The 15,866-nt window shown below is 76.7% G+C and carries 16 protein-coding genes and 1 riboswitch; of the genes, 2 read left to right on the plus strand and 14 right to left on the minus strand.

Annotated features, from left to right (window positions below):
* Nucleotides 1-25: 25 nt before the first annotated feature.
* Nucleotides 26-142, minus strand: a riboswitch (SAM riboswitch).
* Nucleotides 143-165: 23 nt separating this feature from the next.
* The 7 genes from ACI79L_RS15195 to ACI79L_RS15225 form a co-directional block, all read right to left on the minus strand.
* Entirely contained in the window at nt 166-1,206 is a 1,041-nt protein-coding gene (locus tag ACI79L_RS15195; RefSeq protein WP_456937606.1) for an NAD(P)H-dependent flavin oxidoreductase, read from the minus strand.
* A gap of 24 nt (nt 1,207-1,230) precedes the next feature.
* On the minus strand, nt 1,231-3,207 hold the full coding sequence (locus ACI79L_RS15200) for an acetyl/propionyl/methylcrotonyl-CoA carboxylase subunit alpha (protein WP_456937607.1): 1,977 nt from the start codon (nt 3,205-3,207) through the stop codon (nt 1,231-1,233).
* Nucleotides 3,204-4,784: a carboxyl transferase domain-containing protein gene (locus ACI79L_RS15205; protein ID WP_456937608.1), complete on the minus strand. Its 1,581-nt coding sequence runs from the start codon at nt 4,782-4,784 to the stop codon at nt 3,204-3,206. Before ACI79L_RS15205 ends, ACI79L_RS15200 begins: the two co-directional genes overlap by 4 nt.
* Before the next feature lie 71 nt (nt 4,785-4,855).
* Nucleotides 4,856-5,356 (minus strand): hypothetical protein, encoded by a 501-nt coding sequence (locus ACI79L_RS15210; protein ID WP_456937609.1) that lies wholly within the window; start codon nt 5,354-5,356, stop codon nt 4,856-4,858.
* Nucleotides 5,353-6,243, minus strand: coding sequence for a mechanosensitive ion channel family protein (locus tag ACI79L_RS15215; protein ID WP_456937610.1), 891 nt, complete (start codon nt 6,241-6,243; stop codon nt 5,353-5,355). The genes ACI79L_RS15210 and ACI79L_RS15215 overlap by 4 nt, the downstream gene beginning before the upstream one ends.
* Before the next feature lie 80 nt (nt 6,244-6,323).
* Nucleotides 6,324-7,106 carry a thioesterase family protein gene (locus tag ACI79L_RS15220; protein ID WP_456937611.1) on the minus strand — a complete coding sequence of 261 codons (783 nt, stop codon included), beginning with the start codon at nt 7,104-7,106 and terminating at the stop codon, nt 6,324-6,326.
* Nucleotides 7,107-7,149: 43 nt separating this feature from the next.
* A complete protein-coding gene (locus tag ACI79L_RS15225) occupies nt 7,150-7,509 on the minus strand; it encodes a hypothetical protein (protein ID WP_456937612.1) in 360 nt (119 codons plus the stop codon).
* Nucleotides 7,510-7,687: 178 nt separating this feature from the next.
* On the opposite strand from ACI79L_RS15225, the gene ACI79L_RS15230 reads away from it, so the two are divergent.
* Nucleotides 7,688-8,662: an EamA family transporter gene (locus tag ACI79L_RS15230; protein ID WP_456937613.1), complete on the plus strand. Its 975-nt coding sequence runs from the start codon at nt 7,688-7,690 to the stop codon at nt 8,660-8,662.
* A 79-nt stretch (nt 8,663-8,741) separates the two neighbouring features.
* Here ACI79L_RS15230 and ACI79L_RS15235 read toward each other — a convergent pair whose 3' ends face one another.
* The gene (locus ACI79L_RS15235) at nt 8,742-9,743 is read right to left on the minus strand and encodes an ABC transporter substrate-binding protein (RefSeq protein WP_456937614.1); all 1,002 of its coding nucleotides are present in this window, start codon (nt 9,741-9,743) and stop codon (nt 8,742-8,744) included.
* A 110-nt stretch (nt 9,744-9,853) separates the two neighbouring features.
* Here ACI79L_RS15235 and ACI79L_RS15240 point away from each other — a divergent pair, with 110 nt between their 5' ends.
* Entirely contained in the window at nt 9,854-10,795 is a 942-nt protein-coding gene (locus ACI79L_RS15240; protein WP_456937615.1) for a siderophore-interacting protein, read from the plus strand.
* Nucleotides 10,796-10,866: 71 nt separating this feature from the next.
* Here the strand turns inward: ACI79L_RS15240 and ACI79L_RS15245 are convergent, their stop codons facing one another.
* The 6 genes from ACI79L_RS15245 to ACI79L_RS15270 form a co-directional block, all read right to left on the minus strand.
* Complete coding sequence (locus ACI79L_RS15245; RefSeq protein ID WP_456937616.1) at nt 10,867-11,709, minus strand: ABC transporter ATP-binding protein; 843 nt, start codon at nt 11,707-11,709, stop codon at nt 10,867-10,869.
* Complete coding sequence (locus ACI79L_RS15250; RefSeq protein ID WP_456937617.1) at nt 11,706-12,815, minus strand: FecCD family ABC transporter permease; 1,110 nt, start codon at nt 12,813-12,815, stop codon at nt 11,706-11,708. Before ACI79L_RS15250 ends, ACI79L_RS15245 begins: the two co-directional genes overlap by 4 nt.
* Before the next feature lie 10 nt (nt 12,816-12,825).
* Nucleotides 12,826-13,809 (minus strand): FecCD family ABC transporter permease, encoded by a 984-nt coding sequence (locus ACI79L_RS15255; protein WP_456937618.1) that lies wholly within the window; start codon nt 13,807-13,809, stop codon nt 12,826-12,828.
* Nucleotides 13,810-13,964: 155 nt separating this feature from the next.
* Entirely contained in the window at nt 13,965-14,681 is a 717-nt protein-coding gene (locus tag ACI79L_RS15260; protein ID WP_456937619.1) for a mycothiol-dependent nitroreductase Rv2466c family protein, read from the minus strand.
* Nucleotides 14,682-14,896: 215 nt separating this feature from the next.
* Nucleotides 14,897-15,391 (minus strand): glutathione peroxidase, encoded by a 495-nt coding sequence (locus ACI79L_RS15265; protein ID WP_456937620.1) that lies wholly within the window; start codon nt 15,389-15,391, stop codon nt 14,897-14,899.
* A 55-nt stretch (nt 15,392-15,446) separates the two neighbouring features.
* A complete protein-coding gene (locus tag ACI79L_RS15270) occupies nt 15,447-15,854 on the minus strand; it encodes a DUF2237 family protein (RefSeq protein ID WP_456937621.1) in 408 nt (135 codons plus the stop codon).
* Nucleotides 15,855-15,866 lie beyond the last annotated feature (12 nt).

Here is a 15,866-nt window from a genome sequence, read left to right on the forward strand (position 1 = left end):
CGCGGAGACCCCGCGGCGCACGGAGGGCTCCGTCTTGCCGCGCGGCGGGCGCCGCGCGGCCGGCTCTTCCCCTGGGAGCACCTCGGACGGAGGAGAGGTTGCCGGGCAGCCAGCCAGGTACTTGTCGCTGCCTCTCGTGAGCCTGCGCGGAACCCTAGCGCCCGGTCAGGAGGCGCCGGGCCGGGGGGAGGCGAGGGCGGCCGCGGCGTCGTCGGCGAGGCGGGCGACGAGCTCCCCGGCGGGCAGCGCCTCGGCCAGCGCGTACGCCTGCCCGGCCCACATGCTCACCGCCTCCGGGTCGCCGGCCTGCCGCGCCGCCGCGCGCAGCGGCGTCGTCAGGTGGTGGACCTGCGGGTAGGCCGCCGGGGCGGCGGCGCTGTGCTCGGCGAGGAAGCGGTTGACCAGCCCGCGGGCGCGCCGGCCGCTGAACGCGCGGGTGAGCGCCGTCGGCCGGTTGCCGCCCAGCGCCGCCCGGTGCGCGGCGCCGGTCCCCGCCTCGGGGCACAGCAGGAACGCCGTGCCCAGCTGCGCGGCCTCCGCCCCGGCGACGAGCACCGCGGCCACCGCGGGGCCGTCGACGATCCCGCCGGCGGCGACCATCGGCAGGTCCACCGCCCGGGCGACCAGCCGCAGCAGCGGCAGCAGCCCGTACTCGCCCGCCCCGTCCTCGTCGCGGAGGCCGCCGCGGTGGCCGCCGGCCTCGACGCCCTGCACCACCAGCGCGTCCGCGCCGGCGTCGCGGGCGGCCACGGCGTCCTCCGGCGAGGTGACGGTGACCAGCACGATGGTGTCGGCGTCGTGCAGCGTGGCGACCATGTCCGGCCGGGGCAGGCCGAAGGTGAACGACACCACCGGCACCCGCTCCTCGGCGAGGACCGCGACCTTGGCCTCCCACGCGTCGTCGTCGGCGCGGGGCTCGCCGAGGTCCACGCCCCACCGCCGCGCCTCGGGCCGCAGCCGCTCGGCGTAGCGGCGCAGGGCGCCCTCGTCGGCGGGCGGCCCGGGGACGAAGACGTTGACGCCGAACCGCTCCTGCGTCCGCGCCCGGACGGCGCGGACCTCCTCGCGCACCGCCTCCGGCGTCCGGTAGCCGGCGGCGAGGAAGCCCAGGCCGCCGGCGTCGGACACCGCCGCGGCCAGTTCCACGGTCGACGGCCCCCCGGCCATCGGCGCCTGCACGACCGGTCGACGCAGCCCCAGCACCATGCCGGGCATCCTGCGCCCCGCGGCTCAGGCGGGGGTCAGCCGGGCCAGCACCTGGTCCAGCGCGACGCGGTCGCCGGGGGCGACCAGCAGGTCGACGACGCCGTCGGCCGGGGCGCGCAGCGTGTGCTCCATCTTCATCGCCTCGACGACGACCACCGGGTCGCCCGCGCCGACCTCCTGACCGTGGGACGCCGGGGTGGCGATCACCGTGCCGGGCATCGGGCTGGTCAGCTCGGGGGCGTGCGCGGCGGCGTCCGGGCGCAGCACCAGCCGCCGGGCCCGCCGCAGTGCCCAGTCGGCGCCGCCGGCGTGCACGAACAGCGCGTCGCCGTCCTCGGCCACCCGGCAGTGCGACCGCACGCCGTCGCGGACCAGCGCCAGGCCGCCGTCCTCGGGCGCGCAGCTCAGCGGGCCGGCGTCGGCGCCGTCGAGGCCGGCGCGTGCGGCGGCGGGCGTGCCGGTGAGCGTCACCGTCCGCTGCCGCCCGCCGGTCTCCAGCCGGACGACGAACGGGGCCGACGGCGCGCCGGCGCGGAAGCCGGTGGGCGCGCTCCACGGGTCGGCCGGGTCGGCGGCGGCCCAGGCGGTCAGCCACACGTGCGCGGCGGCGGCGAGGACGGCGTCGTCGGGGACGGCGGGCGGCTCCCACGCGGCGGCGAACCGGTCGAGCAGCGCGGTGTCCAGGTCCCCGGCGCGGACGGCGGGCTCGGCGAGCAGCGACCGCACGAACCCGACGTTGGTGGTCACGCCGAGCACCGCGGTCTCCGCGAGCGCCCGGTCCAGCGCGGCCAGCGCGGTGGCGCGGTCGGGGCCCGCGGCGACCACCTTGGCCAGCATCGGGTCGTAGTCCGAGCCGACGAGGGTGCCGGCGGCGATGCCGGAGTCCACGCGGGCGCCCTCGGGTTCGGCCAGGGCCAGCACCCGCCCGCCGGTGGGCAGGAAGCCGCGGGCCGGGTCCTCGGCGTAGACCCGCGCCTCGACCGCCCAGCCGGTCAGCGCGACGTCGTCCTGGGCGAAGGACAGCGGCTCCCCGGCGGCCACCCGGAGCTGCTGCTCGACCAGGTCCAGGCCGGTGACCAGCTCGGTGACCGGGTGCTCGACCTGCAGCCGGGTGTTCATCTCCATGAAGAAGAACTCGTCGGGCCGGTCGGCGGAGACGATGAACTCCACGGTGCCCGCGCCGGTGTAGCCGACGCTGCGCGCGGTGGCGCAGGCCGCCGCGCCGATCCGCTCGCGGGTGGCGGTGTCCAGCAGCGGCGACGGCGCCTCCTCGACGACCTTCTGGTGCCGCCGCTGCAGGCTGCACTCGCGCTCGCCCAGGTGGACGACCGCGCCGTGCGCGTCGGCGAGCACCTGCACCTCGACGTGCCGCGGCCGCTGCACGAAGCGCTCGAGGAACAGCGTGTCGTCGCCGAACGCCGCGCGGGCCTCCCGGCGGGCCGACGCCAGTGCCGCGGGCAGGCCGGCGGCGTCCTCGACCACCCGCATGCCCTTGCCGCCGCCGCCCGCCGAGGGCTTGACCAGCACGGGGAAGCCGATGCCGGGAGCGGCGGCCACCAGGTCGTCGTCGGTGAGGCCGGGCTCGGCGATGCCGGGGACGACCGGCACGCCCGAGGCGACCACCGTCTTCTTGGCGGTGATCTTGTCGCCCATCACCCGGATCGCCTCGGCCGGCGGGCCGACGAACACGACGCCGGCCTCGGCCAGCGCGGCGGCCAGGGCCGGGTTCTCCGAGAGGAAGCCGTAGCCGGGGTGCACGGCCTGCGCGCCGGTGGCGAGGCACGCCTCGACGACCCGCTCCACCGACAGGTAGCTCTCCGCGGCCGGGGCGGGGCCGAGCCGGTAGGCGACGTCGGCGGCGCGGACGTGCGGGGCGCCGGCGTCGGCGTCGCTGTAGACGGCGACCGAGCGGATGCCCAGCCGGCGCAGCGTCCGGACGACGCGGACGGCGATCTCGCCCCGGTTGGCGACGAGGACGGTGTCGAACACGCTGCTGCTCACATCCGGAAGACGCCGTAGGCGACGTCGTCGAGGGGGGCCTGCGCGCACGCGGACAGCGCCAGGCCGAGGACGGTGCGGGTGTCGGCAGGGTCGAGGACGCCGTCGTCCCACAGCCGCGCCGTCGAGTAGTAGGGGTTGCCCTGGGCCTCGTACTGGCCGCGGATCGGCGCCTTGAACGCCTCTTCCTCCTCCGCGGGCCAGTCGGTGCCGCGGGCGGCCAGCCCGTCCCGGCGGACGGTGGCCAGCACCGAGGCGGCCTGCTCGCCGCCCATCACCGAGATGCGCGCGTTGGGCCACATCCACAGGAAGCGGGGGGAGTAGGCCCGGCCGCACATCGAGTAGTTGCCGGCGCCGTAGGACCCGCCGATGACGACGGTCAGCTTGGGCACCCGGGCGCAGGCGACGGCGGTGACCATCTTGGCGCCGTGCTTGGCGATGCCGCCGGCCTCGTAGTCGCGGCCGACCATGAAGCCGGTGATGTTCTGCAGGAACAGCAGCGGGATGCGCCGCTGGTCGCAGAGCTGGACGAAGTGCGCGCCCTTGAGCGCGGACTCCCCGAACAGCACGCCGTTGTTGGCGACGATGCCGACCGGGTGCCCGTGCAGCCGGGCGAAGGTGGTCACCAGGGTGGGCCCGTAGAGGGCCTTGAACTCCTGGTGCTCGCCGCCGTCGACCAGCGTGGTGATGACGTCGCGGACGTCGTAGGGCGTGCGGGGGTCGACCGGCACCAGGTCGTAGAGGTCGGTCTGCGGGCGGACGGCGTCCCGCGGCGGGGCCACCTCCCAGGCCGGCGGCGCGGGCGGGGCCAGCGTGGAGACGATGCCGCGGACGATCTCCAGCGCGTGCTCGTCGTCGTCGGCCAGGTGGTCGGTGACGCCGGAGACGCGGCTGTGCAGGTCGCCGCCGCCGAGGTCCTCGGCGCTGACCACCTCGCCGGTGGCCGCCTTCACCAGCGGCGGCCCGCCCAGGAAGATCGTGCCCTGCTCGCGGACGATCACCGACTCGTCGGCCATCGCCGGCACGTACGCGCCGCCGGCGGTGCAGGAGCCGAGGACGGCGGCCACCTGCGGGATGCCGCGCGCGCTCATCGTGGCCTGGTTGAAGAAGATCCGGCCGAAGTGCTCCCGGTCGGGGAAGACCTCGTCCTGCATCGGCAGGAACGCGCCGCCGGAGTCGACGAGGTAGACGCACGGCAGCCGGTTCTGCAGCGCCACCTCCTGCGCCCGCAGGTGCTTCTTCACCGTCACCGGGTAGTAGGTGCCGCCCTTGACCGTGGCGTCGTTGGCGACGACGACGCACGGGCGGCCGGCGACGCGGCCGATGCCGGTGATGATCCCGGCGCCCGGGGAGTCGCCGTCGTACATGTCCTCGGCGGCCAGCGGCGAGAGCTCGAGGAACGGGCTGCCGGGGTCGAGCAGGTGCGCGACCCGGTCGCGGGGGAGCAGCTTGCCGCGCTCGACGTGCCGGGCGCGGGCGGCCTCGGAACCGCCGAGCGCGCGCCGGGCGAGCCGCTCGCGCAGCTCGGCGACCAGGTCCTCGTGCCCGGCGCGCGACGACTCCGGCGCGGCCACCGCCATGTTCTGCCTCCTGTGTGGGATCTCCACCCACGACGTTAACGGCCGTTCACATGCGCTGTCCACGCGCCGCGTCAGGTGGGAGGGGTGCTGCCCGTCGTCGGCGGGGGTTCCTCGGCGGGGGACGGGGGCTGCTGCGTCGTCGGCGTCTCCGTCGCGGGCTCGGTCGTCCGCGGGGTGGTCGTCGTCGGGAGGGTGGGGGGAGCCGGCGCGGTGGTGGTGGGAGCGGGCGGCGGCGCCGTCTCCTCGGGCTCCGTCGTCGGCTCGGGCTCGGGCCCGGTCGTCGTCGGTCCCGGCTCGGGAGTCGTCGGGGGTGCCGTGGTCTCCGGCGCGGGCGCCGGGGTGGTGACCGACGTCGTGCCGCCGGCCGGGACGGTCGCCGGGTCCGGCGGCTTCACGTACAGGTAGAGCACGCCCAGGCCCACGAAGAGCACGACCAGCACCAGCGTGGAGGTGCGCGCCCGGCCGATGTGCCCGGGCGAGCGGCGGAGGACGTTCGACAGGCCGAAGCGGCCGCGGCCGGCGGGGTCGCCGCCGCCGGTCTCCTCGGGGCGCGGGGCGCCGGGGACGGTCACTGCTGCGCTCCCTGCCGGGCCGGGGCGGGCGCCGGCGCGGGTGCCGGCTCGGGGGTGACGTTGAGGCCGGCGTGGCCGAAGGCCAGCACGATCCGGGCGCGCAGGTCGCGGCTCACCTCGAACTGCCGGCCGGGCAGCGTGCGGGCGACCACCCGCACGTTGACCTGCTCGAGGTCGATGCTCTCGACGCCCATCACGCTCGGCTCGTCGAGCAGCAGGCGGCGCAGGGTGTCGTCGGCGAAGGCCTGCCGGCCCACCTCGCGGAGGATCTCGTTGACCCGCGTGACGTCGGCCGTCGTCGGCACCGGGACGTCGACCACCGCGCGCGCCCAGTCGCGGGACAGGTTGACCACCTTGACGATCTGCCCGTTCGGGATGGTGACCACCTCGCCGTCGGCCGAGCGCAGCCGGGTGATCCGCAGCGTGACGTCCTCGACGGTGCCGTCGGCCGGGTCGCCGCCGCCGACCACCTGGATCGAGACGACGTCCCCGAAGCCGTACTGCCGCTCGGTGATGAGGAAGAACCCGGCCAGGACGTCGCCGACGATCCGCTGCGCGCCGAAGCCGAGCCCCACGCCGAGCACGGTGGCCGGGGCGACCAGGCCGGTGACCGGCACGCCGAGGCGGTCGAGCACGTAGAACGCCGCCACCGCGTAGACCATCACGATGAGCGTCCAGGTGACGACCTGGGTGAGCGAGTGCCGGTGCTTGGCCGCCTCGGAGCGGACCAGCACGTCCCCGCCGGTGGAGCGGGCGTCGATGCGGCTGGTGATCCGGTCGCCCACCCAGCTGACGAACCGAGCCACCAGGACCGAGCCCAGGATGATCAGCACGATCTCCAGGCCGCGGCCGGCCAGCCAGTCGAGCAGGTCGGTGAACGGTGCCATGCGGGATCAGGTCCTCCGGTCGGCTCGTGTCCGGCGTTCACCCTCGTCGGGAGCGGCGGAAATGGCCATTTCTGCCGCGGTCAGCGGGGTTCGACGAACAGCGAGGCGACCGAGCGGCCGATCCGCCCGCTGCCGTCGTAGAGGTCGGCCGAGCACTGCCCGACGCCGCCGGGCCCGATCGTCGTCGTCGCGTCCATGCCCAGCCACTCGCCCGCCGGCTGCCGGAACAGCGCGACGACGAGGTCGACGTTGGCGAAGGTCGCCCGGTCCCACGCGAGCTCGGCGGAGATGCCGCTGGCCGCGTCGGTCATGACCAGCAGGTGCTCCAGCGGCGTCATCGGCTCGCCCTCGACCAGCGCGCACAGCGGCCGGGTCCAGGCGGCGGCCGGCCCGGTGCCGGTGAGCGAGCCCGACGCCTCCCGCCAGTCCAGCGCGCGGTGGTAGGCGACCTCCTGGCGGAACACGTCGAACACCGCCGGGCGGGCGTCCTCCGGGCCGACGGCGGCCGGCTGCGGGGGCGTGGCGGTGTCGGCCGCGTCGCGGCTGCGCATCCGCCAGGCGGTCACCCGCATGACCGTGCGCCCGGCCGCGGTGAGCGTGGCCTCCACCAGCTCGATCCGCTTGCCCGGGCGCAGCACGCGGGCCTCCACCTGCACCGGCCCCACCGGCACCGGCCCGAGCACGTCGTAGGCCAGCCGCACCGTCTGCCCGCCGGGGATGCCGCCGGCGCGCTCGACCTCGCGGGCGAGCAGCGCCGCCGGCGGCCCGGCGTGCTGGAGGCCCGGGTCCCACGGCCCGATGGTCAGCGCGGTCGCGACGTAGCCGTCGCCGTCCGGGAGGTAGCAGGCGGAGGGCAGGTGCACGTCCCGCAGTCTCGCCCGGCCCGGGTCGGGGCCGTCCCGCGGGTCAGCCGGAGCGGGCCAGCCACAGCGCGGAGACCAGCCAGACCGCGCCCACCCCGGCGGCCAGCCACCACAGCGGCTGCCCGTCCGCCGACAGTGCGACGAGGACCCCCACCACGAGCACCGCGCCGGCCACCGGCGTCGACCGCAGCAGCGCGCCGGCGGTGTCCGGCCCGGGGAAGGCGACGAAGACCACCGCCGCGGCGACCAGCAGGAACGCGCACAGCGCCCCGAGGTAGGCCGCGGTGACGCCGAACTCGGCAGGCAGTGCGAGCGCCCCGACCCCGCCGACGACGGCCCCCGCGCCCAGCCAGAGGAGCAGGCGGCGGCGCCGTCGGGACCACGGGCGGCGGGGTTCGGTCACGCCGACGAGGGTGCCCGCCCTCCCTGTGGGTCACCCGTGCCGTGACCGCGATCATGGCGCCGGAACCGCGACGCGCCGGGCGGGCGTGGTCACCGCGCCATGATCGCGGGGAGCCGCCGCGCCGCCGGTGACGCGTCGGTAGGTGGCGTACGACGGTACGACCGCTACGCTCGGACGGGTGCCGCACACCCGCCGCCCAGCCATCGGCTACCTGACCACCGTGGCGGCGGCGGGGCTGTTCGCCGTCAACGGCACCGTCTCCACGCTCGCGCTGCAGGCCGGCGTCCCGCCCACCTGGCTGACGGCGATGCGCTGCGGCGGGGCGGCGGTCGGCCTGCTGGCCGCGCTGGCGCTCGTCTCCCCGCGGCGGCTGCGGCTCACCTGGCGCGAAGTGCCCTTCCTCGCGGTGTTCGGCGTGGTCGGCGTCGCGCTGACCCAGTTCCTCTACTACGTGGCCATCGGCCGGCTGCCCGTCGGCATCGCGCTGGTGTTCGAGATGACCGCGCCGGTCGGGATCGCGCTGTGGGTCCGGCTGGTCCGCCGGGAGTCCGTGCGCCCCCGGATCTGGGTGGCGCTGGCGCTGTCGCTGTCCGGGCTGGTCCTCGTCGCGCAGGTGTGGGAAGGCGGCGGCTCGCTGAACCCGCTCGGTGTCGCCGCGGGCCTGGCCGCCGCCGTCTGCCTGGCGACCTACTACCTCATGGGCGAGCGCGGGACGGCCACCCGCGACCCGGTCGCGCTCACCACCTGGACGTTCGTCGCCGCCGCGCTGTTCTGGGCGGTCGTCGCCCCGTTCACCGCGTCGTTCGACGCCGGCGTGCTGGGGGATCGGGTGCCGGTCTCGCTCGGCTCGGCGCAGCTGCCGCTGTGGGCGCTCGTGGCCTGGATCGTCGTCCTCGGGGCGATCACGCCGTTCTGGCTGTCGATCGCCGCGCTGCGCCACCTGCCGCCGACGACGGCCGGGCTGGTCGCCACCGTCGAGCCGGTGTTCGCCTCGGTCGTCGCCTGGCTGTGGCTCGAGCAGGTGCTCACCGGCTGGCAGGTGGCCGGCGGGCTGGTGGTGCTCGGCGGCATCGCGCTCGCCCAGACCGCCCGGACCGCCGCGCGGCCGGCCCCGGCGCCGGCGCCCGTCCCCGAGACGCCGGCGCCCCTGTGAGCCCTCCTCCGATGGCCGTCGGCCCCTCCCAGGGTCCCGCCGCGAGCCTGCGAGCGGTGGGGGGCGAGGGGTCCTTCGACTAGGCGACCTTCTGCGCGTCGGCGAGCCAGCCGGCCAGGCGCTCCATGTAGCGGGCCTGGGCGGCGTGGTCCATGCCGACGTACTCCCACGGGTACACCTGCTGTGCCTGCGCGGCGGGCAGGAGGCCGTAGGTCGGCTGGCCGGCCATCTCCTCGGGGGTCATCGCGCCGCGCAGCGAGTAGAGGATCACGTCGCTGCGGTACTGCGGCACCTGCTCCCAGCTCGCGGTCTGCCAGAAGTAGCCGTCGCCGCCCGGGTCGACGAACTGCACGCCGAGGTCGGAGTAGAGGCGCAGCGACGGGTCGTCGGGGGCCTTGGCCATGTAGAAGCCCTCGTCCGGGTAGGCGGCCACCGGCAGCACGGTGACCCCGGAGGAGGCGGCCTCGGTCAGCGCCGCGGAGGCCTCCTCGTAGTCCTGCCGGGCCGCGCTCACCTCCGGGCCGTCCATGTCCGCGCCGAGGGACTGCGCGAGCTCGGCGGTGCGCTCGATGACGTCGGCGGCCGAGCCGCGCCAGGCGATCGCCACGACCGGTGCGATCCGCGCGACCTGCTCCTGCTGCTCCAGCGACTCGAAGCCGTAGAGGGGCTGGGTGTCGTCCAGCGTCCCCTCGGAGTCCACCGGGTAGACGGTGGTGACGATCAGGTCGGGGTCCGCGGCGGCCAGCGCCTCGAGGTCGATCTGCCCGTAGCTCTCGCCCACGATCTCGACGCCGGAGAGGTCGCGGCCCTCGAACTGGACGTCGTCGGCGGCCGAGGTCTGGCCGAAGGTGGCCACCGGCTCGATGCCGTGGTTCCACAGCGACGACGCGACGTCGTTGAGGCCGGCCACCCGCTCCGGCGCGGCGTCGAGCTCGACGGTGGTGCCCACGTCGTCGGTGAAGGACCAGCCCCCGGCCGTGGCCTCCGCCCCCTCGTCGGTGCCGGGTCCGGCGCAGGCGCTCGCGGCGAGCAGGGCCGCCAGCGCGAGGGGGGCGCCGAGCAGGCGCGGGGGTCGGGACACCGGGGTCCTCCTCCGGTTCGGGCAGGGCCTTCCCCCTGCGGGCGAGGGGAGGTTAGCCTTGCCTCAGTTCCGGTCCGCGAGGGCCGTCCCCGAGCGGAGCGGAGACCCGCGTGACGACGACGATCGAGGCCCCGGCAGCGGCGGTGGCCGAGCTGCCGCGGTGGCTGTTCTTCGAGACCGTCGTCGCCCGCGTGCGCCCGCTCGGCCCGTCGACGGTGCGGATCACGCTCACCGGTCCGCAGCTCGAGGACTTCGGCGTCGCCGGGGACGACCAGCGGGTCAAGCTCGTCCTCGCCCCCGACCCGACGGCGCTGGCCGAGCTGCAGGCCGCCGGCGCCGAGTGGTACCCCGCCTACTGCGCGCTCGCCGAGGAGCGGCGGCCGGTCCTGCGCACGTACACCGTGCGCGCGGCCCGTCCCGAGCGGGCCGAGGTCGACCTCGACGTCGTCCTGCACGGCGTCGCCGACGGGCACGCCGGCCCGGCCGCCACCTGGGCCGCGCAGGCCCGCCCGGGCGACCCGATGGTGCTCATGGGCCCCGACCGGCCCGGCCGTGGCCGCGCCTGGGGCGTCGAGTGGGCGCCGCCGGCCACGGCCTCCTGCCTGCTGCTCGCCGGCGACGAGACCGCGGTGCCCGCCGTCAGCGCGATCCTCGAGGCGCTGCCGCCGGGCCGGCGCGCCGTCGCCGTCCTCGAGGTGCCCGAGGCCGGGGACCTGCAGGACCTGCGGCTGCCCGAGGGCGTGCAGGTGCGCTGGCTGGCCCGCGCCGACCGCCCCCGCGGCGAGCTGCTCGTGCCCGCGGTGCACGCCGCGCTGGTCGACCTCGGCGTCTGCGCCGCGCCGGCGCCCGCCCCCGAGGACGTCGACCTCGACACCGGCCTGCTGTGGGAGGTCCCCGAGGACCCCGCGGCCGGGACCGGCTGCTACGCCTGGCTGGCCGGCGAGGCCGCGATGGTCAAGCAGCTGCGCCGCCGCCTGGTCGGCGACCTCGGCGTCGACCGGCGCTCGGTGGCCTTCATGGGCTACTGGCGCGAGGGTCGCGCCGAGAACTGAGGAAGGGCCACCCTTCCCCCCGCGCCTCGCAGGCTCGGCGCGGGTCCCTGAAGGGTGGCCGTTCCATCAGCTCACCGGGGGAGGCGGCGGACCGGGACGACCATCGGGGTGCCGGCCACCGGGTCGGGCACCACGCGGGCCTCGAGGTCGAAGACGTCGGCGAGCAGCTGCTCGGTGAGCACCTCGTGCGGCGTGCCGGAGGCGACCAGGACGCCGTCGCGCATGGCCACCAGCCGCTGCGCGTAGCGGGCGGCGAGGTTGAGGTCGTGCAGCACGACGACGACCGTGCGCCCCCGCTCGGCGTGCAGCCGCGACACGAGCTCCAGGACGTCGATCTGGTGCGACAGGTCCAGGTACGTCGTCGGCTCGTCGAGCAGGATCAGGTCGGTGCCCTGCGCCAGCGCCATGGAGATCCACGCCCGCTGCCGCTGGCCGCCGGAGAGCTCGTCCACCGGGCGGTCGGCGAGGTCGCTCATGTCGGTCCAGGCGAGCGCCTCGGCGACGACCGCCTCGTCCTCGGTCGACCACTGCCGCAGCCAGCTCTGGTGCGGGTGGCGGCCGCGGGCCACCAGGTCGGCGACGGTGAGCCCGGACGGCGCGACCGGCGTCTGCGGCAGCAGCCCGAGCACCCGGGCGACCTCGCGGGTCGGCGTCTTGGCGATCGCCCGCCCGTCGAGCAGCACCTGACCCGCCGCCGGGCGCAGCAGCCGGCCCAGCGCCCGCAGCAGGGTGGACTTGCCGCAGCCGTTGGGGCCGACGACCGCGGTGAACGAGCCGTCGGTGAGCGCGAGGTCCAGGCCGTCGACGACGACGCGGTCGTCGTAGGCCAGGCGCAGCGCCTCGGCCGCCAGGCGCACGCGCCCCTCGCCCGCGGGCACGGACAGCGGGGGCGCGTCGGTGGTGGGAGTCGTCATGCGATGGTCCGCCTCCCGCGGACGAGCAGCCAGAGCAGGTACGGGGCGCCGACGACGGCGGTGAGGATGCCCACCGGCAGGGCCTCGGGCAGGACGGTGCGCGTGAGCAGGTCGGCCAGCACCACCAGCGCCGCGCCGAGCAGGCCCGACGCCAGCACCGGCGGGCGCGAGCCGCCGGTCAGCCGGACGGCGATCTGCGGGACGACCAGCGCGACGAACGTGACCGGCCCGGCGGCCGAGACCGACGCGGCGACCAGCACAACCGCGATGAGCACCACGGCGGCCTGCGCCGCGGGCAGCCGCACGCCCAGCCCGCGCGCGGTGTCGTCGCCGAACTGCAGCACGCCGAGCACCCGCCCCGCCGCGAGGGCCAGCGGCAGCAGGACCGCGAGGGCGAGGGCCAGCGGCACGGCCTGGTCCCAGGTGCGGGCGTTGAGCGAGCCGACGATCCACACGTAGGCGGCCGCGGCGTCGTAGATGGCCGCCCGGGTGAGCAGCCAGTCGACCACCGCCAGCGCGATCGAGGACACCGCGACGCCGACGAGGACCAGCCGGTAGCCGTCGACGCCGGACCGGTACGCCAGCAGGAACAGCAGCAGCCCGGCTCCCAGCGCGCCGGCGAGGGCGGCGAGCGGGACGCCGACGCCGCCGAGGACCGCGCCGGCCGACGAGGTCCCGGTGGCGACGATCGCGACCACGGCGCCCACCGAGGCGCCCGAGGTGATGCCGAGGATGTCCGGGGAGGCCAGCGGGTTGCGCGCGAAGGTCTGGAACAGGGCGCCGGCCACGCCCAGCGCCAGCCCGACCAGCGCGCCGACGGCGACCCGCGGCGCGCGCAGCTCCAGCACGACGAACCGCTGGCCCTGCTCGCCGGCGCCGGCCAGCGTGCGCAGCACGTCGGTGACCGCGATCGGGTAGTCGCCGCGGCCCAGCGCGACCGCCCCGAGCAGCACGACGACGGCCAGCGCGGCCAGCGGCACGACGACCGACCGCCAGCGGAACCGCACCGACACCGGCCCGTACCGCAGGACGACCGCACGGCCGCCCGCGCGCCCGCCGGGGTCGGGCGGGGTCGTCTCGCGGATGGTGTCGACGGTGGCGGTCACGCGGCGGCCCTCACAGCGTCGCGCTCCGGCGCCGGCGCACCAGCGCGATGAAGAACGGCCCGCCCAGCAGGGCGAGCACGATGCCGACCTGCACCTCGCCGGGCCGCGCGATCACCCGGCCGACGACGTCGGCGGTCAGCAGCAGGAACGCCCCGGCCAGCGCCGAGCACGGGACCAGCCACCGGTGCGCCGGCCCGGTGAACACCCGGACGGCGTGCGGGACCACCAGCCCGACGAACGCGATCGGCCCGCAGGCCGCCGTCGCGGCGCCGGCGAGCAGCGTGATGGCCACCAGGCCGACGGCGCGGGCCGGCCACACCCGCTGGCCGAGGCCGCGGGCCACGTCCTCGCCCATGCCGAGCAGGTCCAGGGCGGGCGCGTTGAGCAGGGCGAGCACCAGGCCGGCGACGATGAACGGCAGCACCTGCCAGGCGATGTCGGCGCCGCGGCCGGCCAGCGCGCCGACCACCCAGAAGCGGAAGGCGTCCAGCGAGTCGGAGTCGCTGACCAGCACGGCGCGCACCAGGGCGTAGAGCAGCGCGGACAGCGTGGAGCCGGCCAGGGCGAGGGTGACCGGGGTGGCCCCGCCGCGCCCGGCCGCCCCCAGGACGTACACGGCGACGGTCCCCGCCAGCGCCCCCGCGAAGGCGAACCACACGTACCCCGACGGCGTGCTGACCCCCAGCAGCGCGATGGCGAGGACCACGGCGAAGGAGGCGCCGGCGGTGACGCCGAGCAGGCCGGGGTCGCCGAGCGGGTTGCGGGTGTGCCCCTGCATCAGGGCGCCGGCGACGCCGAGCGACGCCCCGACCATCAGGCCGAGCGCGGTGCGCGGGACCCGCAGGTCCCAGACGATGACCGCCTCCTCGGTCCGCAGCGAGCGGTCGGTGAGGGCCTCCCACACGGTGCCCAGGCCGAGCGGGCGGGTGCCGATCGCGATGCTGGCCGCGCAGGCGGCGACCACGAGGACGAGGAGGCCGGTCAGGCCGAGCACGCGGCGCCTCGTCCGGGCGGTCCCCGCCGGGCGCCGCGGGATCGCCCGGGTCGCCGCGGGAGCGCGGGTGACACTGGGGACGGGCACCGGGCAGCTCCGGACGGTCGAGATCAGGCAAGGCTCACCTTAGTACCCGCTCCGGTGCGGGTTCACGCTCACCGCTTCGTGCGGCGGCTCCCGCCGTGCCAGTCCTCCTGTACCCCGGTCTCCCCGGGCGCCACGCCGAACGACGCCAGCTGGGGCCGCTCGCGCAGGCTGCGCTTGAGCTCCGCGAACCCGGGGAAGCGGGCCAGCCGGACGACGGCGTCCCACAGCTCGACCGCGTCGTCGTCGGCGGGCAGCCGGCTGATGACCGGGCCGAAGAAGGCGACGCCCCCGGGCGGCTCGAAGTGCAGGATCGGCGTCCCGACGTCCTTGCCGGTGAGCGCCAGCGCCTCGTCGGTCTCCACCCGGATCGTGGCGTCCCAGCCGTCGTCGTCGAGGGCGTCGGCGAGGCCCGCCGGCAGCCCGGCGCGGTCGAGCACCGGCTCGAGGTAGGCCCGGGTGCCGCGCTCGCCGGCGGTGCCGGGCCGGTCGGGCTCGGTCTCGAAGACCCGCCGGCCGAGGGCCTCGTAGAGCGTGCCCACCGCCGCCCGGCCGTGCTCCTCGCGGGTGCGGGCGGCCACGCGCAGCAGCCGCAGCCCCGCGGTGTGGCCGGCCTCGTACTCGGGCGGGAAGTGGGCGTCGTAGTCGACGTGCGCGTTGAGCAGGCGCAGCGAGATGAACCGCCAGTCGACGTCGTACTCCCGCCGGGCCGCGACGGTGCGCACCCACCGGCTGGTCAGCCAGGCGAACGGGCACACCGGGTCGAAGTAGAAGTGCAGGTCGGCCATGGCCCGATGCTGCCCCGCCCCGGCGTCCCCGGCACTCCCGCCGCCCGGGCCCGCTCCTGCGGTGTCGGCGTCGCTCCTGCGGTCCTGCAGCACCGCAGGAGCGGGTGGTCCACCGCAGGAGCCGGCTCCGGCCCCGCGCCGCGACGCGGTGCCGGCGGTCCTCGTGCACCGCCGGTCATGCAGCACCGTCGACGCGCGACGGCAGTCGGCGCGGGTCAGCCGGCCAGCAGCGCCTCGATCGCCGTCCGGACCTCCGGCGCGCCCGGCTCGGTCATCGGGCGGAACCGCGCGACGACCGCGCCGTCGCCGTCGACCAGGAACTTCTCGAAGTTCCACTGCACCGGACCGGCCTCGCCCGCGGCGTCGGGGGCCTCGGTGAGCCGCTGGTAGACCGGGTGCGCGCCCTGGCCGTTGACGTCGACCTTCCCCGTCATCGGGAAGGTGACGCCGTAGGTGGCCGAGCAGAAGGACCCGATCTCCTCGGCGGTGCCGGGCTCCTGCCCGGCGAACTGGTTGCACGGCACGCCGACGACGGTGAACCCGCGCGGGCCGTACTCCCGCTGCAGCTCCTCGAGCCCGGTGTACTGCGGGGTCAGGCCGCAGCGGCTGGCCACGTTGACCACCAGGGCCGGGCGGCGGCCAGTGAGCGCGCCGAGCGTGGTGTCCTCGCCCTGGAGGGTCGAGACGGGCAGGTCGAGCAGGTCGGTCACGGGCACTCCTCGCGGGCCGGGCGGGTCGACGGCTCCAGCGCGCGGGACACCGGGCTCATTCCAGGTCGCTGATGTCGTCGGGGACGTCGACCGCGTGCTGCCGCAGCGCGGCCAGCGGCACGACCTCCAGCGACCGCGCGTTCGTGGCCGCGAGGACCACCCCGGCCGCGGCGCCGGCGCGGTAGGCCTGCAGCCAGCGGGCGGCGACGACGCACCAGCGGTCGCCGGGCCGCAGCCCGGGGAACCCGAACTCCGGCCGGGGGGTCGTGAGGTCGTTGCCGAGCTCGCGCTGCAGGGCGAGGAACTCGAGGGAGACGACGGCGCACACCGTGTGGCTGCCCAGGTCGTCCGGACCGGTGCGGCACGTCCCGTCGCGGTAGAAGCCGGTCACCGGCTCGGTGCCGCAGGGCTCCAGGGGACCGCCCAGCACGTTGCGTTCGGTCCCCGGCTCCGGCTCGGTCACGACGGGATCGTG

The organism is Geodermatophilus sp. SYSU D00684 (genome assembly GCF_054050455.1).

Bases quoted from the DNA above. Each gene is read 5' to 3' on its own strand.
- ACI79L_RS15195 (WP_456937606.1), bottom strand. From the start codon at position 1,206: ATGGTGCTGGGGCTGCGTCGACCGGTCGTGCAGGCGCCGATGGCCGGG.
- ACI79L_RS15205 (WP_456937608.1), bottom strand. From the start codon at position 4,784: ATGGCGGTGGCCGCGCCGGAGTCGTCGCGCGCCGGGCACGAGGACCTG.
- ACI79L_RS15215 (WP_456937610.1), bottom strand. From the start codon at position 6,243: ATGGCACCGTTCACCGACCTGCTCGACTGGCTGGCCGGCCGCGGCCTG.
- ACI79L_RS15245 (WP_456937616.1), bottom strand. From the start codon at position 11,709: ATGACGACTCCCACCACCGACGCGCCCCCGCTGTCCGTGCCCGCGGGC.
- ACI79L_RS15260 (WP_456937619.1), bottom strand. From the start codon at position 14,681: ATGGCCGACCTGCACTTCTACTTCGACCCGGTGTGCCCGTTCGCCTGG.